This window comes from Rugosimonospora africana (assembly GCF_016862975.1).
Classification (GTDB): Bacteria; Actinomycetota; Actinomycetes; order Mycobacteriales; family Micromonosporaceae; genus Rugosimonospora; species Rugosimonospora africana.
The window spans coordinates 102918-125603 of record NZ_BONZ01000068.1 but is presented as its reverse complement, the minus strand read 5'-3'; the positions used below and the strand labels follow the sequence as shown (position 1 = coordinate 125603).

Below are 22686 nucleotides of genomic sequence, written 5' to 3'. Positions count from 1 at the left end.
GCGTGACGCCGGGGCCGGGTTCCGGCGCTCCTGCGGTTCCGGTGCTCCTGCGGTTCCGCTACTCCGGCTGTCTCGGCGCTCCGGGCCGTTCTGGTGCTCCGCCGTCTCGATGCCGTGGTCGTCCACAGTGGAGAGCGGCAGTGCCGGCGGAGTCGCACGGCCAGCGGTGGGTTCAGCGCCGGTGGCATGGCGGTGCCTGAAGTATCGCAGGGGCTGGCGGGAGCGGACGCCGATCGTCGTGCCGATGACCGTGCGTGTGCGACAATCCGAGCCTCGCGGGTGGCAGGCTCGGACCCGCGGTCGCGGATGGAAGCGCAGGCCATGGCCCACCCGGTTGTACGACGGCACCGCGATTCGTCATCCGCCGGCTCTGGCTTCGCCCGCACCGCGGACGGTCGGGCGGATTGGTGGTGTGAGACAACGTGGGTACCGTGGACGGCAACGTGGGTACCGTGGACGGCGCAGCGCCGCGACGCCGTGAGGAGCCAGCGCACTCGATGAGCACGCCGATGGGCAACGGCGCCGGCCCGCACCGCCCGACCATGGCCGACGTCGCCCGGGTGGCCGGGGTCAGTCTCAAGACCGTGTCGCGGGTGGTCAACCACGTGCCGACCGTGGACCCCGCGCTGGTCGAGAAGGTCCTGGCCGCGGTGTCCGAGTTGGGGTTCCGGCGCAACGACATGGCGCGTAACCTCCGCTCGCGCAGCACGTCGGGGACAGTCGGCCTGCTGATCGAGGACCTGGCGAACCCGTTCTACTCGGCGATCGCCGCCGCGGCCGCGGAGTGCGCGATCGACCACGACGCGATGCTGATCACGGCGAGTTCGGAGGAGGACGGCGAGCGCGAGCGCCGGCTGCTGCTGTCCATGTGTGAGCGGCGGGTGGACGGGCTGCTCGTCGTGCCGGCCGCCGAGGACCAGGGGTACCTGCGTACGGAGATCGAGATCGGTACGCCGGTGGTCTTCCTCGACCGCCCGCCCACCAACCTGCGCGCGGACACCGTGCTGATCGACAACGAACAGGGCGCCCGCGAGGCCATCGAGTACCTGGTGGCCAAGGGGCACGAGCGGATCGGCGTGCTGTCCGACTGGCTGCGGATCTACACGATGCGCCAGCGGCTGTCGGCCGCGGAGGCGGCGCTGGAACGCGCGGGGGTGCCCTACCGGCCCGACCTGATCCGGGACGGGCTGCACACGATCCCGGACACCGAGGCCGCGGTCGAGCGGATGCTGGATTCGGACCAGCCACCGACCGCGCTGTTCGCGCTCAACAACCGGCTCACGCTCGGCGCGCTCGGCGTGCTCAACCGCAGGCGCAGTGACGTGGCGCTGGTCGGCTTCGACGACTTCGAGACCGCGGCGCTGATGCCGCACCCGCTGACGATCGTCTCCCACGACGCCGGCGAGCTGGGCCGGGTCGGCGCGGAGCTGCTGTTCCGGCGGATCGCGGGGGAGCAGTCACGCCCGCAGACGGTCGTGGTGCCGACCAGGCTGGTGGAGCGCAGCGCGGGGTAAGCGCCGCGGTGGAACGCGCCCCGGCGGGGTCGCAAACGGCTGGTGGAAGCCGCGAATCGCGGAACGTGGTCGCGGGCGGCCCGTGAAACGCGGGCCGCGAGCGGTCCTGAGTCGCGGTCCTGAGTCGCGGTCCTGAGCCGTGGTGCCGAGCCGCGGTGCTGAGCCGCGATGAGACTGCGGTGCGACCGGATCGAACGTGGGTGACCGCGAGCGCGACGGGGGTCGCGGGCGTGACGAACTTGTTACCGGTGGGCCGCACCGGCGTCGCGACCAGGCACGCTGTCGGATCCGCCGACGTCGGCGGCCGGTCGGTGCCCGCGAGCCGGTACCCGCCCTGCGGCCACCCGCCCGGGCTCCGCGATCCGCCCGTTGACCAGCCGACATTCCCCATGACGACGGTGCCGGCGGGTCGCTGCCGGCGGGAGATCCGGCGATCGAAGCAGGGTGGGATTGTTTCGGGTCGATACTGGACAACGTTGTCCGGCCGGGGTTACGGTTCCACCCGTCAACCGAGGGGAACGGTCATGACGGATTTCAGGGATAAGACGCGACTTTGGTCCGCCGGCAACACCCTCTTTGCAGGAGAAACTGCCGTTACGGCGTTAGGCGACGGCGTCCGGATGCGGATCGAGGACGGCGCCGAAGCCGCGACCGTGCACGTCACGGCGAGCGTGGCTGAGACAACGTTGGTCCGGCTGGACGTCCCGCTCGGTGACGCGGTCGGGTACTGGCACCCGTCGGCGGACTGGGAGCGACCGTTGCCGGCGGACTGGGAGGGCGATTGGCGCCGGGTCGGCCTGGTCGAGTCCGCCGCCCTCGGTTGCCTGTACGACAGCGCTGGCCGATCGCTGCTGGCGTTCGCCAGCGACCGCACCGACGCGGTGACCTGGATGCGGTTCGGCGTCTCGGAATCCCGGGCGCGCTATGGTGTCTGGCTGGCGACGCGGCTGGCCGCGGGCGAAGGGTTCCGGCTGTGCCTGCGACCGGCCGGGCCATCCGCCGCCGACACGGTGCGGGCGCTGGCGCGCTGGCTCACCCCCGTCGACCCGATGCCCACGCCCGAGGCGGCCCGTACTCCGGCGTACTCCACGTGGTACTCGATGCACCGCGCGGTGAGCGCCGACCTCGTCGAGGCCGACGCGGCAGTCGCCGCCGAACTGGGGTGCGGTGTGCTGCTACTGGACGACGGCTGGCAGGCGAACGCGGATGTCCGGGGCTACTCCGGTTGCGGTGACTGGGTTCCCGATCCGGCCAAGTTCCCGGATTTCGCCGCGCACGTCGCCGCGGTCCGGGCGCGGGGCCTGCGCTACGTCGCCTGGATCGCGCCGCTGTTGCTCGGGGAGCGCAGCACCGTCCACGACACGCTGGTGGATGTCGCGCCGCGGCGTGCGCCTCGGCTGGACTGCCGGATCCTGGATCCCCGGCAGGACAAGGTGCGGGCGTTCGTCGTCGACAGCTGTGTGCGGCTCGTCGACCGGTACGGGCTGGACGGCCTGAAGGTCGACTTCCTCGATCAGGCGATGGCGTACGCCGACGACACGGCCCACAACGACACCGCCGGCGACAACACGGCCGCCGACGTGGGCCAGGCGACCCGCGCGTTGCTCGTCGAACTGCGCGAGCGGCTGCACGCGGTACGCGGCGACGACCTGCTCATCGAACTGCGGCAGCCCTATGCCGGGCCGGCGATGCGGGCGTACGGCAACCTGTTGCGGGCCAGCGACTGCCCGGCCGACGCGAGCGCCAACCGCCTGCGTACCCGCGACATCGCGGTGCTCGCCCCCGGCGCGGCGGTGCACTGCGACATGCTCATGTGGGATCCCGCGGCGGACGTCGACGCGGCGGCCCGGCAGGTGCAGTCCGCGCTGTACTCCGTGCCCCAGATCTCGGTCCGGCTGGCCGGGCAGTCCGCAGGGCACCGGGCGATGACCGCGTGGTGGTTGCGGTTCTGGCTGCGGTACCGCGACGTGCTGCTCGACGGGCAGCACCCCGCCAGCCGGCTGGACGAGCGCGCCGGCACCGTGACCGCGTCCGCCGGCAACCGGGCGGTCGTCACGGTGTTCGGCGAGCGTCGGGTGGTGCCCCTGGATCCGGGGCGGTTCACCGAGATCGCCCTCGTCAACTCGACCGCTGCCGGACACGTCGTCGTCGACGTCACCGGTACGGCCAGGGCCCGCCTGACGGTCATGGACTCCCGCGGCCGGCCGGCCGGTACCCACCTCAAGGATCTGAGCCCCGGCCTGCACCGCCTGCCGGTACCCCCGGCCGGGTTGTGCGTCATCGAGCACCTCGACGGCGCCGCAACCGGGGCCGGCCCAAGCCCGGAAAGCACGCCCGCACGCGCGTAACACCCCGCATGGCACCTACCTGAGTTCCACCACGCACTCGGAGGTCTGTTCATGTCCGACCCCGCACACCCCGAACACACCCAACCCGAAGACACCGCACCCGCACACACCGCACCCGCACATCCCGACAGTGAGAGTCGAGACACCGGACCGGGCGGCCTGTCGCGGCGCCGCACCCTCACCTACGGCGCCGCCGCCGCGCTCGGCACCGCCATGGCCGGCGTCCTGCGGCCGAATCAGCCGGCCTCGGCCGCCTCGACGAACACCGGCCCCGCACACACGGCCGCCGCGAACACAGCTGCCGCGAACGCGGCCACGGGACCGTCGGTGGTGCTGAGCTTCTCCGATCCTGCCGCGCTGTTCGTCGTCGACGCCGGTAGCCGGGCGACGCCGGAGCTGCGCGTCACCGTCACCAGCGCGGCCGCACTGACCGGCAGCGTCGCCTGGTCGGTCAACGCCCGCAGCACGCAGACCGTCCGCAGCGGTACGGCGAGCTTCGCCGCCCCGGCGGGTACCGCGCAGACCACCGCGATCCCGTTGGGCGCGTTGGGCCCGGACTACTACCGGGTGACCGCGACCGTCACCGACGCCGCCGGTACCCAGTTGCTCGCGCAGACCCTGGGCCTCGGCGTGGTGCGCCCGACCGTGGCCGGTGTGCGTCCCGACTCGGCGTTCGGTCTGGGCATCCGGTCGGAGGGCGACCCCGCCATCACCAAGCGCATCGCAGCGCTGATGGGCGTCAAGTGGACCCGGGGCGTCGCGTCGGTGCAACCGACGACGGTCAGCCCGGCGCCGAACACGTTCTGGGGCCAGGCCGACATCGATGTCGCCCGGGCCGAGGTCGCGGAGTGGGTCAGCCACGGCATCCAGCCGACCGGGTTCATCAACTACAACATGGCGTGGAACGTGCAGCCCGGCGCGAACGGCCAGCCGCTGCAGGTGTACCAGAACCGGCCGAAGGATCTGGTCGCGTACGCCGACATGGTGTACCACGCCATCGCGCCGCTGCAGGATCTGGTGAAGAACTGGGAACTGTGGAACGAGCCGTGGGTGCACGGCCACTTCTGGTCCACCGGTGACTCGCAGGACTACCGGGACATGACCAAACTCATCTGGGACCGGGTCAAGCCCGAGTTCCCGGACGTCAACCTGATCGGCGGCGGCTCGGTCAGCTACAACCGCGACGCGGTGTACGCCAAGGGTTCCACCTCGGCGGGGTACATCGACGGGTCGGTGAACCACGCCTACGGGTACCCGGACGCGGCCCAGTACGCGATGGCCAAGACGCAGGTCAAGATGGACAAGCTCTGGTCGCGCACGCACGGCAAGGGCGGCCAGTGGCAGACCGAGTGCGGCACGGCGGTGGTGGACTCGTTCCCGGACGTGCCGGTCGAGGAAGCCATCTACGGGGTGGCCCGCACGCTGGCTCCCACGTACCTGCTGCACATGCTTGCCGGCGCGGAGGAGGACTCGCCGATCCGGATCTTCTGGTTCTCGCTGTGCTACGACAAGCCGTACTCCGGCCAGGAATTCAACATCTACGACATCGCCACCAAGACCCCGCTGCCGGCGGTGGTCGCGTACACCACGATGACCAGCCTGCTCGAGGACGCCCGGCTGGAGTCCGAGCTGTACCCGGATGCGAAGTCCACCTGGGGCTTCCTGTTCCGTACCGCGGATGGCAAGGGCCGGGCCGCTGTCTACGCCGACCAGATCTACGACGGCACCGACGAGCACCCGGCCGCCGGCTACCGCGGCACGCTGACCCTGAGCGATGCCAGCGGCATCCGGGTCTACGACTACCTCGGGCGGCAGTTGGCCGACGGCTCGAAGAGCCGCGTGACGCTGACGCTGTCCCCGTGGGAGGTGCTGTACTTCGAGACCGACCGCAGCGCCGACGCCCTGGGCGCGGTGCTGACCACCAATGCCACCTTCGCGTACGACACACCGCTGGTGGTCACCCCGCTGGCGCTGACCGGGCCACTCGGTCAGCGCGACGAACTGCGGGTACGGGTGGAGAACACGTCGCCCACGACGGTCACCGCGAACCTGCGCGTGGCCGAGCCACCGGGGTGGAAGCTGCGGTACACCAACGCGCCGTGCGCCAACCTGAAGCCAGGCGAGCAGCGGGTGGTGAGCTTCCCGATCTCGGGGCACCAGGTGAGCCCCGACAACCAGTACCGGGTGGACTGGACCGTGCGGGTCGCCGGCCATCAGGGGCCCGACCTCAAGAGCGCCGACCTCAGCGGATCCGGGACGGTACGGGTCAACTACCTGCCGTACCGGTCGATCGTCGTCGGCGGCGGCGCGGACCAGTGGAGCGACATCATCCCGGTGACGCTGACCAGCGTGAGCAAGACCGGCGACAGCAAGCAGTACGTGCTCCGCGGCGCGTGGGACGACGATTTCGTGTACTTCCGCGCCGAGATCCAGGACGCCATCGCGTTCTTCAACCCGGCGTTCGCCACGAACCCGTACCTCTTCCCGTTCCAGGCCGACGACATCCAACTCGGGTTCGACACCGGCGCCAAACCCGACGACCTGCTCGCCGGCGACCGGCACTACGAGAAGTGCCTGGCCTCGCTGTCCCACCTCTACGTGGCCACGCTGGCCAGCAAGACCTCGGACCACGCCGCCGCGGACTCCTTCCCGCAACTGCATCGCCAGTGCGCGCCGGGTACCAACTACCAGACCTACTACCCGACCAACGCCGCCCTGCCGACCCCGCTCGGCCCGATGGACGCCTCGCCGACCGGTGGCAGCGAGGGCCGGGTGCAGATCACCCGGGACGCGGTGGCCAAGGTGACCACGTACGAGGTGGCCATCGCCTGGAGCCAGTTGCCGGAACTCGCGGCCACCCTGCCGAAGGCGGCCGGCCAGACCTCGACGATGGTGTTCGGGTTCGCGGTCGGCGACGCCGGAACGGGTGGGCACGGGCAGACGTTCTCCACCACGCAGTCCGAGGCGCCGCAGTCGGGCTGCTACAACTTCGCGCCGTTCTGGGGCACCGGAGCCCAGTACAGCGGCGGTCGCGTCGACACCCTATGGGGCCTCGGCCGCTAATCCGTTCCTGTTGGTCGCGGGGAGCGCGAGCACCCGCCACGTGACACCGCATACCGCCCGGCCGCGGGCACACACCCCACCGCGGCCGGGCCCGGTACCCCTTTCCCGAAAACCAAGGAGCCGCACCCGTGGACACCGTCGCCGGTACCGCATCAGCGCCACCCTGGGCGGGTTCGTCGGGCACCCGGATCACCGGCGTACGGGCGGTGCTCACCGCCCCCGCCGGTACCACGCTCGTCGTGGTCCGGGTGGACACCAACGAACCCGGCCTGTACGGGCTCGGCTGCGCGACCTTCACCCAGCGCGCCGCCGCCGTCGCCACGGCCGTCGACGAGTACCTGGCGCCGCAGCTGATCGGGCGGGACCCGGCGGACATCACCGACATCGCCGGCGCCCTGCACCTGTCCGGGTACTGGCGCAGCGGGCCGGTGCTGAACAACGCACTGTCCGGAGTGGACATGGCGCTGTGGGACATCAAGGGCAAGCAGGTGGGCCTGCCGGTCTGGCAACTGCTCGGCGGTCGGTGCCGCACCGCCGTCCCGCTCTACAGCCACGCCTCCGGCCGGGATCCGCGGGAGGTCGCCGACGAGGCACGGCGGATGGCCGCGGACGGCTACCGGTATGTGCGGTGTCAGGTCGCCGTGCCGGGAGCCGGAACCTATGGCGCACCGAGCGCGGCGGCACCCGCGGGTACCCGCCCACCGCTGACCGCGAACGCGTGGGATCCGGCCGCGTACCGGCGCGCCGTGCGGGCGCTGTTCGAGCACCTGCGTACCGAACTCGGCGACGGCATCGAGCTGATCCACGACGTGCACGAGCGGGTGCATCCCACCGACGCGGTCCAACTCGCCAAGGAGCTGGAACCGTTCCACCTGTTCTATCTCGAGGATCCGGTGGCCCCGGAGGACATCGACTGGCTCCGCCGGCTGCGTGCCCAGTGCACCACCCCCATCGCGATCGGCGAGCTGTTCACCAACCCCGCCGAGTACCGTCCGCTGCTCGCCGGCGGGCTGTGCGACTTCATCCGGGTACACGTCTCGGCGATCGGCGGCATCACGCCCGCCTGGCGGCTGGCGAACGCGTGCGAGCTGTACGGCATCCGGACCGCCTGGCACGGGCCCGGCGACGTGTCACCGATCGGGCACGCGGCGAACCTCGCCCTGGACCTCGCGTGCCCCAACTTCGGCATCCAGGAACAGCACCTGTTCGCGCCGCGGCTGCGCGAGGTGTTCCCGGGCTGCCCCGAGATCCGCGACGGGTACCTGTGGCCGAGTGACCGCCCCGGCCTCGGCGTCGACTTCGACGAACAACTGGCGCTGCGGTTCCCGCCAACCTCGCCGGATTCACCACGCCTCGGCCACGCCTGGGCGCCACCGCGCAGGGACGACGGTGCCCTGCAGCGCCCCTAGGGCGCCCAATCCTCACACCCAACCCGAAGGAGTACCACCAGTGGATACCCGCATCAGCGCATTACCGCCGCGAGCGCACTTCCGGCGGCGGCGCGGCGCGGTCAGGTCGCTGACCGCCGTCGCCATCGCCGCCACCTGCATCGCCTCCGGCCTGACCGCCTGCTCCAGCGACGGTTCGGGTTCGGGTTCGAAGGTCACCCTGACCATCGGCGAGTGGACGAACCCGGGCGCGATCGAGTTCACCCAGCAGCTGAACGCCGCGTTCGAGAAGGCGCACCCCGGCGTGACGGTCAAGCTCCAGCAGGCCCCGACCGCCAACAACGCGTGGCAGCAGCTGACCAGCAGCCTCCTGCAGTCCAAGTCGGTGGACGTGCTGGCCCAGTTCGCGCCCACCCAACAGGCCTACGCGCCCTCCTACACCAAGCTGCAGCCGGGCGGTGCCGCCGCGCTGGTGACCGCGGGCAAGCTGGTCGACCTCAAGGACCAGCCGTTCATGAAGAACTACGACACCACCATGCAGCAGGCGGCCGTCGGGTACAACGGCGGCGTCTACGGCGTGATGGCCGCGGAGTACGTGTCGACCGGCGCCATCTGGTACAAGAAGGACCTGCTGGCCAAGTACAACCTGCAGGTCCCCAGCACCTTCCAGGAGTTCCTGGACGACTGCGCGACGCTGAAGTCCAAGGGAGTCACGCCCATCTTCGCGGCAGGCAAGGATGGCTTCCAGGGCGGCATCTGGAACGGAATCATGAACCAGACGCTGATGGCGGGCCACCCGTCATCGGACTCGGTGAAGGTGTCCACCGACCGGGCCACCGCGTTCTGGCAGAAGACACAGTCCTGGAACGACCCGGTCTACAAGACGATTTCGCAGGAGTACCAGCAGGCGGTGAAGTACCTGGAGCCGGGCGCGGCGGGCGTCGCGCAACTGACGGCGCCGGGTGTATGGGCCACCCAGGCGAACAACTACCCGTTCCTGCTCGACGGCTCGTGGGACAGCGCGACCATCCAGCAGGCGAACCCGAAGCTGAACCTGGGCTTCTTCCAGTTGCCCGGAACCAACAACGCGGCGGACAACCGAGTCGTCGTCAAGCCGGACCTGACCTGGGTGGTGCCGACCACCTCGGCGCACCAGGACCTCGCCATGCAATGGCTGGCCTTCTTCTCCCAGCCGGACAACTACAAGAAGTGGTTGACCGCCACCGGATCGGTCTCGACGCAGCCGGCGCTGACGAACGCCGGACTGTCCTGGATGGACTGGTTGGACGCGCACTCCAAGGACGCCTTCGCCCAGCTGACCAACCCGTGGGTCCCGGCGGGTGCGTCGACCGACGCCGGGGGGCCGGACTTCTACAAGCTGGCGCCGATCGGCAGCGACAGCATCGACACCATCCTGAAGCGCTCCGCCGAGGCATACCAGAAGGCCGTCAAGTAGCCCGCGCGCAGAAGCGGTAGAAGGGAGGGCTGCGTGCCCCGCTGTTTGTTCGGGACCCCACGGACCCGACGGTTCATTCCCTGGGCGAGCATCGCGATTCCCGGGCTCGGGTGGCTGTTGTTCGGCCTGTACCCGTCGCTCGCGACCATCGGCTACTCGTTCACGCAGTACTCCGGGCTGCCGGGCACGCCGCTCAACTTCTGCGGTCTGTGCAACTACACGAACGCGTTCACCGCACTGTCCTCGACGGTCTGGGACGCGATCCGGGTCTCGCTCATCTACGTGGTGGGCGTGACCGTCTTCCAGAACGCGATCGGCATGGGGCTGGCCCTGCTGCTCAACCGGCGGGGCCGGTCCTACGCGGTGTACCGGGCGCTGATCTTCATGCCGCAGATCTTCTCGGTCGCGGTGGTGGGTGCCATCTTCTCGCTCATCTTCGACCCGTTCAGCGGCCCGCTCGACAAGCTGCTGCACGGCGCCTTCGGGGTCACCAGCACGTTCCTGGGCTCCGACCGGCTGGCGCTGCCGCTGGTCATGCTCGTCAACGTGTGGATGTTCTCCGGGTACTCGATGCTCATCTACATCGCCGGGCTGCGCAACATTCCGGCGGAGGTTTACGAGGCGGCGTCGCTGGACGGCGCGGGGCGCTTCCGGCTGTTCCGCAACATGACCTTTCCCCTGCTGGCGCCCGCGTTCACGGTGAACATGTTCCTGACCGTGGTCGGCTCCCTGGGTGAGTACGCACTGATCCTCGTGCTGGCCGGCGGCCAGCACGGCACCCAGACGTTGGGCATCTACATGTTCACCTCCGCGTTCAATGCCGGCAGCGCCGAACTCGGGTACGGCTCGATGCTGGCGATGCTGCAGTTCTTCCTCACCCTCATCGTCGGCGGCGGAGTGCTGTGGACCCTGCGGCGGCGGGAGGTGGCGCTGTGAGTTCAGCCGGAGCGCGGCCGGAGCCTTCCTTGGGCGGAGGCGAGTACCGGCCGCACGTGGCAGCGGTACTGAGTGATCGCGCGCTGCCCGCGACCGAGCCGCGCTCACGGCGCCGGCCGAGCGTGGCGCAGCGCCTGCGCGGGCTGCGCACCAACGTGGTGTGCCTGCTCATCTCGGTCGTGCTGTTCGCGCTTCCGCTGCTGTACCTGCTGTTGCAGGCATTCAAGTCCTACCCGGACTTCCTGCAGCACCCGACCGGACTGCCACACGGCTGGACGTTCCAGAACTTCACCGACGCGTGGCAACAGGGCGACTTCGGCCACGAGATGATCAACAGTCTCGTGTACGCGATCGTCCCGGACGCCATCACCCTCGTGCTCGGGGTCTTCCTGGCCTTCCCCATCTCGCGGGGCTACTTCAAGCACTCCAACGCGCTCTACACGTTCTTCATCTTCTCCGGCTTCCTGCCCGGCGGCCTGATCCCGCTGTTCATCGAGGCGCGCTCGCTGCACCTGTACAACAGCATGCCCGGCTATCTCGTGCTGACCAGCCTGTCGGGCGCCGGGTTCTTCTTCTTCGTCGGGTACATCAAGGGGATCCCCCGCGAGATCGACGAGGCCGCGGTGCTCGACGGATGCGGCTACATCCGGTTCATCTTCACCATCATCATCCCGCAGATGAAGCCGGCGCTCGCCACCTTCGGCATCTTCGGCTTCGTCTACTCGTGGAACAACCTGATCCTGCCTCTGGTGATGCTCTCCGACGACGCGCTGTGGCCGGTGACCCGCGGCCTCTACTCGTTCTTCGGCGAGCACACCTCGAACTGGCCGCTGGTCGCCGCCGGCACGTTTATCGTGGCGGCTCCGATCCTGGTGCTGTTCATCCTGTTGCAGCGTTACCTGGTGCAGGGCGTCGCGGGCGGGGCCAGCCTCGGTACGCAGGGTGTGGGGCGCGATCCGGTGGCCGTCGCGACCGAGTCGTCCGCGTCGTCTGTCGAGGCCCGCTGATCCGATGAGCGCCGATTCCATGAGTGCTGAGCGATGACCGAGCGGTGTGTGTACTGGGCGCGCGACCAGCATGGCGTGACGTTCCGGCTGGAGAACCCGATCGACCACCCGGAGTTCGCCTGGCCCGAAACGCTGCTCGGCTGGCCGGTGCGGTGGGCGGAGCCGTCGGTACCGGCCGGTGCGCTGCGACTTGTCGACGAACGGGCGGAACCGGTGCCGTTCCAGCTGTCGTGCATCGAACTGGTGGGGGACCGGCTGTCGTTCGCGGTCGTGCGGTTCTTCGCCGCGCTCGAACCGGGGCAGGTGCGGGAGTTTCGGCTGTCCGCCGATCCCTCGGTGCCGCTGGCCCCACCGGCCGGTGCGGTTTCGGCCGGCTCGCTGGCGACCGGCTCGGTGACGGCCCGGCCGGTGACGGTCACTCGGCTGGCCGACAGCCTGGTCGTGGATACCGGCGCGATCCAGGTGCGGCTGCCGTGTTCGCAGGCTGTCGGCCGATCCGGGGATGTCGGTGGAGCCGATGTGCCGGGACCCATCCTGCAACTGAACCGGGGACGCGGCTGGGTGGGCCGCTCGTCACTGCGCGTGGGCCGGGCGCGCGTCGAACGGATCGACGTCCGCGAGGTGGAGGCCGGGCCGCTGACCGCCGCATTCGAGATCGGGTACCGGTTCGCCGGCGGCGCGCGCTACACGGCGACGGTGCGGTTCATTCAGGGGTACGACTTCGTCGAGCTGACCGAGGAAACGTCCGGGATCGACGAGCTGGATGTCGGCTGGGAGCTGAGTTGGGACGGGTTCGCCCCGACCCACCGGTTCTCCTCGACCTGGCCGTACTCCCAGGACGCGGACGACTACCTGGATCCCGGATCGCCGGAAACGTACCGCTGGCCGGGGATCGCCGATCCGCTGGCGGTCGCGGACAGCGGTGAGGACCCGTCGTTCTCCGGACCCGGCGGCACCGAGGCGCCGGGGGAGCGGTACGCGTTCACGGTCGGGCCGTACGCTCCGTCGTACGCCTGGGACATCCGTCCACACGCGACATTCTGGGATGTCCACACCTGCGACAGCGCGGGGCTGTTCGTCCGGCATCCGGAGCACTGGGACGACCGCCGGTACGCGTCCTGGACCTCGGCGCGGGACCTGCAGGTGCGTTTCCGGTACGACGGGCGGGTGCTGCACTGGACGTGGCCGGTGCGCGACGGCACCCGGCGTACCGGCATCGCCTTCTACGACCACGATCTCGACCGTGAGGTGCTGCGCGCCCAGCGGTGCCACGCGGCCGCGCTGGCCGACCGGTACGGCATTTCCGCCGAGGCGGCCCGGCTGGCCACCCGGTACCAGTCGACTCACGTCCGGTACCTGTACCAGTGGCACAGCACGCTCGACCTCGACCGGGTCAAGGACTGGACCCTGACCTACGAGGGCCGGCGCCCGGCGCCGCTGTGGTCCGGCGGCGAGTGCCCCGGCAACGAGTGCGCGAACGTCGAGTGTTCCGGCGGCGAGTTCCGCACGGCGCGGCGGTTTCTCACCGCGCTGTTCACCGGGCCCGAGGGTCCCCGGCTGATCGCTCACGGAGTCAACGAGTTGGCCGGTTACCTGAACATCGGCCAGCGGCCGCTCTATGACCGGCTGCTGGACGGCTGCCACCGGCTGGGTGACCGGCTCGACCCGGCCGACCGGCGGCGGGTCGACGCGTTGCTGCTGCTGACCGGATATGTGTCGGCGGGTGAGGAGATCGGCCCGATGCTGCGCATGTTCGGCGGCCACCCCAACTTCATGGCCGACGGCAAGGCGGCGCTGGCGTGCCTTGCCTGGCTGTACCCCGAGCATCCGGCGGCCCGTGACTGGCTCGACCAGTTCGAGACGTTCGTCAGGCTGGCCGGCGTGTTCCACACCCGGCCGGCGCTACCGGGCCGGGCGGCGAAACCGGGCCGCTGGACGGAGAGCCTCGCCACCTACGTGTGGGCGTTCCTGCGCCCGGCCACCCTGGGCAACGCGCTGGGCATCCGCGCGGACGGCCACAACCGGCTGTGCACACCGGAATTCGCGGCGCTCGGCGACTGGCTGGTGGGCGCGCTCAGCGCGCCGGTCATGACCCGGCCGGTCGGGTCTGACGGCTCGGCCGGTGGCTCGGCCAGTCCGGGCGGTGGTTCGGTGAGTGCGGGCGGCGGCTCGGTCAGCCCTGGCAGTGGCTCGGCCAACCCGGGCGGCTGGGTTAACTGGGGCGGTGGCTGGGCCGGCGCGGGCGGCTTGGCCGGCTCGGGCGACTCGGCGACCGCCGAAGGCGCGTTGCGCATGCATCCCACCCAGGGCGCACATGCCCACTGGCCACGGCGACCGCCGATCGAGATGCGGCTGCTCGGCGAGGCACTGCGCCGCTACCGCCCGCTGGTCGCCGAGCACCTGCTGTGGGGTTGTGGCGCGGCCGGGGCCCGGCTCGACCAGCGGCCCGGCACCGCCGACCCGTGGCGGGTGCTGCACGGCCCGGCCGACGACCGGGGTACGAATCCCCGGCTGCGCAGCGCCAAGTACACCGGGTACGGAATCATCCTGCGCGCCGCGGTCGACTCCCCGGACGAGGTCTCGGTTCACCTCCAGCAGACCGATCCGGGCCCGAACTACCGGTGGGGCATCGCCGACGACAACGGATCGGGGCACCTGTACTACTACGCCCGCGGCCGGGCCTACAGCGGACACGGCCCGGAGGACGCCGGGGACCGCCGGGTGCCCGACGCGACGTTCGTCAGCTCCTGCGGTGTGTGGAAGGACGGTGCCATCCGGTCGCTCGGTCAGAACACGCTCGACCGTCCGTTCTACGATCTCGGTGCCGCCCAGTACGCGGAAATCACTCCGTCCCCGGACAGCCCGGTGCACGGCCAGTACCTCAGCCGCAGCGTCATCCTGGTCGGCAGCGACTACCTCGTCACGTACGACGCCGTCGCGGGCACCCAGCGCGTGGTTTGGACGTGGACCACGCTGACCCGATCCACCGCCACGGACGCCAACAGCGTCGGGCACGTCGCCGACCGCATGCCGTTCATTCACGTGGTACGCGGCGTCGGCGCGTCCGATGCCGCGCAGAACACACGCGGTGAGGTCAGCACCCCGCTCTCGCGCGGGTTGCGCCTGGAGGATCCCGAGGCGGCGACCGGCAACACCCTGGCCGTCGTCAGTCACCGGGACGACCTCGCCGTCGATGGCCTTATCGTCGACGACCCTGCCGTTGATGGCAGTGCCGTTGATGGCCCTGCCGTCGACCCGCAGCGCCAGGCGCCGTGGGGAGCGCGGATCGTCGCGCCGCACGGGGTGGACTACGTCTTCCGGTACGAGGCCGGCGCGTACCACCAGCCGGCCGCGCTGGACGTGGACGAGGACGGACTGCGGTTCGCCGGTACGGCGGGGGTGATCCGGCTGCTGGACAGCGGCGAGCGGCAACTGGTGCTGTTCCACGGCACCAGTATCGGTACCCGGGACGTGTGCCTGTCCACTGTGGACCATAACCTGGGGGTGAGCCTCACGTACCGGGACACCCGGCGGCTGTCCGGCAGGTTCAGCGCGCCGACCGGTAACGCGCCGACCGGTATCGCGCCGACCGGTAACGCGTCGGCCGGTTCAGCATCGGCGGGTTCAGCGTCGGCCGGTTCTGTGCCGGCCGGTTCCGTGCCGGCCGGTTCCGTGCTCACGCTGCGGGTGCCGGCCGGCCTGGACGGCGCGGTCTTTTACGTCGATGGGGCGCCGGTCCGGCCGACCCGTGCGACGGCACAGGAGTTGACCGTGGCGCTGCCGGCCGGTACGCACGAGTGGGAGCTGACCCGCGGGGCGCCCTGTCCGGTCGCCGCCGAGGTGCTGCGTACCGAGAACGTCAGCGGTGGCGCCCTGGTGCACTTCACGACGGTCGCGGCGGCTGAGGAGTACTTCGTGCGGGTCAGCGAGGACGGTGGCACCACGTGGGCCACGGTCGGCGCGGCGCACACCAGCCCGTACCGGCTGACGGGCCTGACCAACGGCCGGAAGGTGCACCTGCGGATCGTCGCGGCGAACGCCGAGCATCGGGCCCCCTCCGGCGCGGACTATCCGCTGCACGTCAGCGATCAGCCGCCGGCCGCGCCCGACGGGCTGAGCCTCCGGCTGTCTCCGGGCACCGTCGCGTTGACCTGGGGTGAGGTGCTCGGTGCCAGCGGGTACCGGGTGCTGCGCCGCCGTCGGGGACAGACCGGGTACCGGCAGGTCTTCTCCGGGTTCGCCTTCGCGTACCTGGACCGCAACGCGTACGGTGTCGAGCCGCCGCACGGCGACCCCCTCAGCCAACCGGACGGTACCGAGGCAACGGTCTACGAGTACGCCGTGGCGGCCGAGAACCTCAACGGTGCCGGCGAGCCGGGTACCCCGGTGGACACCGACCCGCGCGGCTGGCGGCACTGGCGCCCGCCGGTACCCCTCGTCTTCCGTCGCCGCCACACCTACCACGAACCCCCGTACCGGCGGGACAGTGTCATACCGGAGTACTACGACGACCAGGCGGCGCCACCCGAGCTGCCGTCGATCGCCGAACTCCGGTAGCCGAAGGGGGTTCCGCTGTGCCATCACCATCTCCCATCAACGGTCAACGGATTCTGATCACCGGCGCGGCCGGCCGGATCGGCACCGCGCTGCGGCGCGGGCTGGCCCGTCCCGGCCGGGTGCTGCGACTGCTGGACATCGCGCCCGTCGATCCGGCGGAGCCCGGTGAGAACGTGGAAATCGTGCAGGCGTCGTTCACCGACCCGGACGCCATCGACGCCGCGTGTCGCGACGTCGACGCGGTGGTACACCTGGGCGGACGCGCGAGCGAGGCGGACTGGGACACGATCCGCGCGGTCAACATCGACGGCACCGCGCGGGTCCTCGAAGCGGTCCGGGGACAGGGTGTCGCGCGGGTCGTGCTGGCCAGCAGCATCCACGCCGCCGGGTTCCGCTCCCGTGACGACGTCTCTCGTGACGGCGTTTCGCGTGATGGCGTGTCTCGCGATGGCGTTTCGCGTGATGGCGTCACCGGCGGCGGCAGTCTGCCGGCGGACAGCTCACCGCGTCCGGACACCTTCTACGGCGTCAGCAAGGCGGCGGTCGAGGCGCTGGGCAGCCTCTATCACTCCCGCTTCGGGATCGACGTGACCTGCCTGCGCATCGGCGCGTTCCGACCCCGGCCGCTGGTCCCCGAGGATCTGGCCGCCTGGCTGTCGCCGGCTGACGCGGTCCGGCTGTTCGAAGTGTGCCTGCGGGCGCAACCGGCGGCGTTCCGGATCCTGTGGGGCATATCCGCGAACACCCGCCGGTGGTGGTCGCTGTCGGAGGCCGAGGCGATCGGCTACCACCCGGAGGACGACGCCGAACGGTACGCGAGGCAGATCCTCACCGATGGTCGCTTCGATCCCGGCGAACCACGCAACCACCGGGTCGGCGGGGGGTTCTGCACCATGCCTCTCGGCTAGCCGGCCTCCCGCCAGACAGCACACCAACGACAGAGATGGAGCGGGCAATGGAGGAGCACGCGGGACGCGTCGCGCTGGTGACCGGGGCAGCCGGCGGCATCGGGCAGGCCAGCGCTGCGCTGCTGGCCGAGCGCGGCGCCGCCGTCGCCGTCAACGCGCTGGACGCCGCCGAGGCCCGCGAAGTGGCCGACGCGATCACCGCGAACGGCGGCCGGGCGATCCCGGTGTACGCCGACGTGTCCGACGCCGCCGCGATCGGCGCCGCGGTCGAGGCGACGGTCGCCGCGTTCGGGCGCCTGGACGTTCTCGTGGTCTGCGCCGGCATCCAGCGCTACGGCACGGTCGCCGACACCGACGAGAAGACCTGGGACGAGGTGTTCGCCATCAACGCCAAGGGAGTCTTCCTGACCGCCCGGGCCGCGATACCGCATCTGCGCAGCAGCCCGGCCGGTGCGATCGTGGTGGTGTCGTCGGTACAGTCGCGGGCCACCCAGACCAGCGTCGCCGCGTACGCCGCGAGCAAGGGCGCGGTCAACGCGCTGGTGCGCTCGATAGCGATCGACGAGGCGCCGTACGGCATCCGGGCCAACGCGGTCAACCCAGGATCGGTGGACACCCCGATGTTGCGCCGTTCCGCCGAGCTGTTCACCGACGGCAGTCCGGGCGCGGTCCGGCAACTGTTGGACCGGTGGGGCCAGGCGCATCCGCTCGGCCGCATCGCTCAGCCGAGGGAGGTCGCCGAGGTGGTCGGTTTTCTGGCCGGGACGCGGGCCAGCTTCATCACCGGCGCTGACATCCCGGTCGAGGCCGGCCTGCTCGCCGGGATCGGTGTCGCACTGCCCGAGGAGGCGGGCATGCCGGGCTGAGCCGTCTTTTGGTCCGGTTCGTCACGCCGTTCGTCGTGCGAGTCGTCACGCGGGTCGTCACGTGAGTCGTCGCGCCGGGGATCACGCGAGTTCGACCTGGAGACTCTCGGCCACCGGACGGCGACCGCCGAGGCGGGCCGGTACGGCGGTGAGCGCCGCCACCACGAGCACGGTCGCGACCACCACGGCGACCAACTGCCAGGGTGGGGGAAGCGTGGCCCGGTCGCTGTCGCCGCCGGTGATCGCGTTTATTCCGGAGAACAGTGCGAAGCCGACCGGGAAGACGCCCACGATGGCGCCGACGAGCGCGGGGAGCACCTGCGCGGCGGCCAGTGCCACGCTCACCTCACGAGGGGTTGCGCCGAGGGCGCGCGCCAGCGCCGACGAACGCCGGTTGTCGAGTACCGTCGCCCAGGTGATCACGATGGCGTTGACCGTCGCCAGGCAGAGCAGGATGACCGCCCAGACTCCGAGCACGTGGCGCAGCACCTCCACCTGAGCGTCCTGGTATCCACCGGTCCCCGGTTGGCCGGCGAGGAAGGCGTTGAGTACCAGTAGCACGTAGACCCCGCTGACCGTGATGGCGATACTGGCCACGGCGAGCAGGACCCGTCGGGGCCGGCGGGCGGCGAGGCGCAGGGCGAGAAGCAGCGGGACGGGCAGCCGTGCCGAGACCGCGATCAGCCAGCCCATGCGGCGGGGTGGGCGCGGGGCGTCGAGCAATGCTTTGACGGTACTGGAGCGGGCCGCGCGCACGACCGGCACGAGGGTCGCGACCACCGCGACCCCGAGCGCCACGGCGGTCACGAGACCGGCCGTGGACGCCGTCACCGGCGGTGTGCCCGCGCTGCCGATGAGACCGGCGGTGGGCCCGGTCAGCATCGGCGCGGTCAGCGATCCGATCGCCAACCCGGCCCCGGCCGCGACGAGGGCCACGACGACATACTCCGCGAGCAGTACGGCGGCGACCAGGCTCGGTGTGCCGCCAACCGCCTTGAGGAGACCGACGCGCCTGGTCTGGTCGGCTATCCGGCCGCCGACCAGTACGGAAAGGCTGGCCACGGCAAGCAGACCGAGCAGCCAGGCCCCGATCAGCAATAGGATCTGCGAGTCTCCGGCCAGCTCGGTGGCGTCCCGAAGGATGTCCTCCCAGGTCCGCATGGGCATCGTGCCGCCAGGGTGCCCGTCGCCAGGGTGCCCGTCGCTGAGGTGCCCGTCGGCGAACGCCTGCGCCGTGTCCGGGTCGGCCAGCTTCAGGTTCATCACGTACGACAGGGAGTTCGGGTCCGGGGCGAGGCTCCGCACGTCCGCCTGGGTGAGCCAGACCAGCCCGGGATCGCGTAACACCCCCAGCGGCAGTGCGGCGGCCTGATCCTCGGGTACGGCGCCGTTGGCGCAACCGACGCGGACAACGCAGGACGTTCCCGGATAGGGCGCAGATGCGGCGGTGACCGCGATGCCGACGACCCGGAACGCCCGGCCGTTCACGGTGACGCGATCCTCGGTGTGTACCTTGAGCGCACCCGCGAACGCGGCTTCGACCACCACGCCGCCATCGCTGACCCAGCTGCCCTCGACCAGCTCGGGCTGGTCGACCGACGCGTGCGCGGCGTCGCGCCCCACGGCCTGTATGTCTGACGTTCGACCGGATGCCTGAAGCTTCGCCGGGATGGCCGGGTACGGTCCGCTGTGGTCGACGACACCGGGAGCGCTGGCCAGTTGCTCGAGGCCGGAGAGCGCCACGGGCTGGCTGACGCTGGCCACCACGTCGGGTCCGTTGGTTACCTTCCGGGTGTGCAGATAGGGGTTGCTGGCGGCGTCGCGCAGGACAAGCCCGAGCGTCAACGTCGTGGTGGCCGCCAGGACGGCAAGCAGCAGAAGCGCGGCCTCGACACGCCGCCGCCGGAGGTCGCGTACGGCGAGGCGACCCACGAGCAGGAGGTGACCCATCGTCCCGCCCATGGCTTCTCAGTCCTCCAGCCCGATGAACACGCCGAGCTGCCCGGTGCCACCGGACAGCCTGGTCTCGTCCACGAACGCGCCGTCACGCATCGAGATCATCCGGTCCGCGGTCGCCGCGATCCGCGCGTCGTGAGTGACGATGACCAGCGTCTGCCCGGACTCGTGCAACCTTTCGAAGAGCCGGAGGACATCCAGGGCGGCGGCGCTGTCCAGATTTCCGGTCGGCTCGTCGGCGAGGACGACCGACGGTTCGTTGCTCAACGCGCGCGCGATCGCGATCCGCTGCCGCTGGCCACCCGACAGCGCGGACGGCAGGAAACGCGCCCGGTCGGCGAGCCCGACCTGCTCCAGCAGCGCCGTCGCGCGTCGTCGCGCGGCCCGGGGCGAGCGACGGGCCAGCAGCGCCGGCAGCTCGATGTTCTCCACCGCGGTGAGTTCCTCCATCAGGTGAAAGGACTGGAAGACGAAGCCGACGGAAGTCCGTCGCATGCGGGCCAGAGCCCTCTCCCCGATGTCGTCGATGCGACGGCCATTCAGCGACACCTCGCCACCCGACGGCCGGTCCAGCCCGCCGAGCAGGTGCAGCAGCGTGGACTTCCCGCAGCCGCTGGGGCCCATCACCGCTACCGTCTCTCCGGCACCGATGTCGAGATCGACCCCGTCGACGGCGCGTACCAGTCCGTCCCCCCTGCCGTACTCCTTGCGCAACCCGCGGGTGCGAAGCACGGACATGCTGGCGGCGTTCATGTCGGCGACCCTCGTATCGGCGGCGTTTGCGTGAGGGGCGTTCGCGTCGGTGTTTGCGTTGGCGGGGTTTGTGTTCGCGGCGTTGCTCACGATCGACCCCTCCGGTGGCTCCAGGTCCTTTCGCATGCCTCGAGCCAGCGCAGGTCCGCCTGCAGCCGGAGCACGATGCCCTCCAACAACAGAGCCGCATCCGAGCGGTCCGACTCGGCCAGGGCGGCGCGCTGGGCGTCACGCAGCCGGCGCAGCAGTTCGCGGCGCTGGGTGTCGACGATGGTGAGCGGGTCGGCCAGCCCGGCCGACGCGGCCGCGATCAACTTGAGATGGAACTCCGCGAGGTCGGGTCTCGGCCAGCTCAGCTCGGCGATCCACTCGGCGACTCGCTGTTGGCCGCTGGCGGTGAGCGCGTACACCTTGCGATCCGATCGGTCGGTGCCGTCGGCTGGCGTCTCGACCGCCAACAGCCCGGCCTTCTCCAGCCGGGTCAGCGTGACATAGACCTGCCCGGCGTTCATCGCGTCGCCGAGAGGGCCGAGCGCGTCGCGCAGCCGTGCACGCAGCTGGTATCCGTGCGAGGGCTCCTTGGCCAGCATCGCCAGTACTACTTCCTGCTGCATGACACCCCCCGGACACCCGCCCCTCGGAATTACCGCTCCCGGAATTACCGGCCCCGGAATTACTGCCCACTGGATAACCGTTAGCTATACCTAACGGTTATCCCCCTAGCTGTCAAGCCCGGGCGGTGTCCGTCGTCGGAATCCCGGCGGCCGGCGAGGCTGGCGCGGCCGACCGGAGGCCGCCCGCGCCGCGCGAGGCCCGCACCGGGGGGCATGGCACGCGACGCCCGCACCGGGCGCATGGCACGCGACGCCCGCGCAGCGGCCGTGGCGCGAGACCCGCGCAGGGTGAGGCCGCGCCGCGCGAGACCCGCGCACGTGCGGCGCGGCCGCCATACGTCGAGCGGCCCGTGCTCGGGTACTCGCCGCGCTCGCACGGGCGGATCGGATGCGGGGTGGGTCAGATGCGGGGTGGGTCAGATGCGGGGCGGGCCCTGTTCGATCCGGCGCAGGATGGGCTCGGCGCGCTCCAAGTCATCGCCCCAGGGCAGCTGCTCGGCCCACCAGGTGACCCCGAGGTCCGCGAGCGGGCCGACAAGGTCGCGGGCAGCCGCCGGCACGGTGGGGCTCTTGCCGCCGATGACGATGTCGAACGGCTGGTCCGCGAGCCCGTACTCCGCCCGGCAGCCGCGCAGGAACAGCACCAGGTCCCGGACCTGGTGCACCTCCGGCGGGCGCGCGTCCGTGAACCCCTCCATGGCGGGGATGGCCCCGTCCCAGCGTGCCGCCCGGCGCATCGGCGCCTTGTTCGGCCAGGCGCCTCCGACCCAGATCGGTACCCGGGGACGCTGCACCGGGGTCGGCAGGAAGACCACGTCGTCGACCGTGACCTGGTTGCCCCGGTAGGTCACCGGCTCACCGGACCAGAGCAGATCCAATGCGTGCAGGCCCTCGTCCAGGCGTTCGGCGAGCACCCGGGTGTCGGTCGTGTCACCGAAGCTTCCGTATTCGTCGTCGACCGGCGCGCCCAGTGCGGCGCCGAGGATCATACGGCCGCCGGTCAGCCGGTCGAGCGTGGTCACCTCTCTGGCCAGCTTGGACGGACGTCGCCGGGCCACCGGCGTGATCGCGGTGCCCAGCCGGATCCGGCGGGTGGCCAGGGCCGCGGCGGTGAGCAGGATCCAGGGATCGGCGATCTCCCGGTGCACGTCCTTCTGCTCGACGATGTGGTCCCACACCAGCAGCGCGTCCCACCCGGCCTCCTCCGCCCGGCGGGCTACCTCGGCGAAGACCTCCGGCGCCGCGAACTCTCCGAAATTGGGAACATTAACCGAATACCGCATGGCGGCATCATGTCACCAGGCACCGACAAAACCGGAC

At 70.9% G+C, this 22686-nt stretch carries 14 protein-coding genes; 10 read left to right on the top strand and 4 right to left on the bottom strand.

Features of this window, described 5'->3' with window-relative positions:
• Positions 1-497: 497 nt before the first annotated feature.
• From Raf01_RS33805 to Raf01_RS33760, 10 genes are all read left to right on the top strand, one after another.
• Positions 498-1514, top strand: a complete 1017-nt coding sequence (locus Raf01_RS33805) for a LacI family DNA-binding transcriptional regulator (RefSeq protein ID WP_239134176.1) — start codon at positions 498-500, stop codon at positions 1512-1514.
• 620 nt (positions 1515-2134) lie between these two features.
• Positions 2135-3862 carry an alpha-galactosidase gene (locus Raf01_RS33800; RefSeq protein WP_203922136.1) on the top strand — a complete coding sequence of 576 codons (1728 nt, stop codon included), beginning with the start codon at positions 2135-2137 and terminating at the stop codon, positions 3860-3862.
• A gap of 51 nt (positions 3863-3913) precedes the next feature.
• Complete coding sequence (locus Raf01_RS33795) at positions 3914-6925, top strand: hypothetical protein (protein ID WP_203922135.1); 3012 nt, start codon at positions 3914-3916, stop codon at positions 6923-6925.
• Between the two features lie 128 nt (positions 6926-7053).
• The gene (locus Raf01_RS33790; RefSeq protein ID WP_203922134.1) at positions 7054-8334 is read left to right on the top strand and encodes an enolase C-terminal domain-like protein; all 1281 of its coding nucleotides are present in this window, start codon (positions 7054-7056) and stop codon (positions 8332-8334) included.
• 40 nt (positions 8335-8374) lie between these two features.
• Positions 8375-9769, top strand: coding sequence for an ABC transporter substrate-binding protein (locus Raf01_RS33785; RefSeq protein WP_203922133.1), 1395 nt, complete (start codon positions 8375-8377; stop codon positions 9767-9769).
• A 33-nt stretch (positions 9770-9802) separates the two neighbouring features.
• Entirely contained in the window at positions 9803-10705 is a 903-nt protein-coding gene (locus Raf01_RS33780) for a carbohydrate ABC transporter permease (protein ID WP_203922132.1), read from the top strand.
• A gap of 56 nt (positions 10706-10761) precedes the next feature.
• Positions 10762-11712 (top strand): carbohydrate ABC transporter permease, encoded by a 951-nt coding sequence (locus tag Raf01_RS33775; protein WP_203922131.1) that lies wholly within the window; start codon positions 10762-10764, stop codon positions 11710-11712.
• A gap of 33 nt (positions 11713-11745) precedes the next feature.
• Positions 11746-16269, top strand: a complete 4524-nt coding sequence (locus Raf01_RS49965) for a hypothetical protein (protein WP_239134174.1) — start codon at positions 11746-11748, stop codon at positions 16267-16269.
• 17 nt (positions 16270-16286) lie between these two features.
• Positions 16287-17177: an NAD-dependent epimerase/dehydratase family protein gene (locus Raf01_RS33765; RefSeq protein WP_239134173.1), complete on the top strand. Its 891-nt coding sequence runs from the start codon at positions 16287-16289 to the stop codon at positions 17175-17177.
• A 47-nt stretch (positions 17178-17224) separates the two neighbouring features.
• Complete coding sequence (locus Raf01_RS33760) at positions 17225-18043, top strand: SDR family NAD(P)-dependent oxidoreductase (protein WP_203922130.1); 819 nt, start codon at positions 17225-17227, stop codon at positions 18041-18043.
• Positions 18044-18124: 81 nt separating this feature from the next.
• Here the strand turns inward: Raf01_RS33760 and Raf01_RS33755 are convergent, their stop codons facing one another.
• From Raf01_RS33755 to Raf01_RS33740, 4 genes are all read right to left on the bottom strand, one after another.
• A complete protein-coding gene (locus Raf01_RS33755; protein ID WP_239134172.1) occupies positions 18125-20005 on the bottom strand; it encodes an FtsX-like permease family protein in 1881 nt (626 codons plus the stop codon).
• Positions 20006-20011: 6 nt separating this feature from the next.
• Positions 20012-20752 carry an ABC transporter ATP-binding protein gene (locus Raf01_RS33750; protein WP_203922129.1) on the bottom strand — a complete coding sequence of 247 codons (741 nt, stop codon included), beginning with the start codon at positions 20750-20752 and terminating at the stop codon, positions 20012-20014.
• 86 nt (positions 20753-20838) lie between these two features.
• Entirely contained in the window at positions 20839-21366 is a 528-nt protein-coding gene (locus tag Raf01_RS33745; protein ID WP_203922128.1) for a PadR family transcriptional regulator, read from the bottom strand.
• Between the two features lie 416 nt (positions 21367-21782).
• A complete protein-coding gene (locus Raf01_RS33740) occupies positions 21783-22649 on the bottom strand; it encodes an LLM class flavin-dependent oxidoreductase (RefSeq protein WP_203922127.1) in 867 nt (288 codons plus the stop codon).
• Positions 22650-22686: the final 37 nt, after the last annotated feature.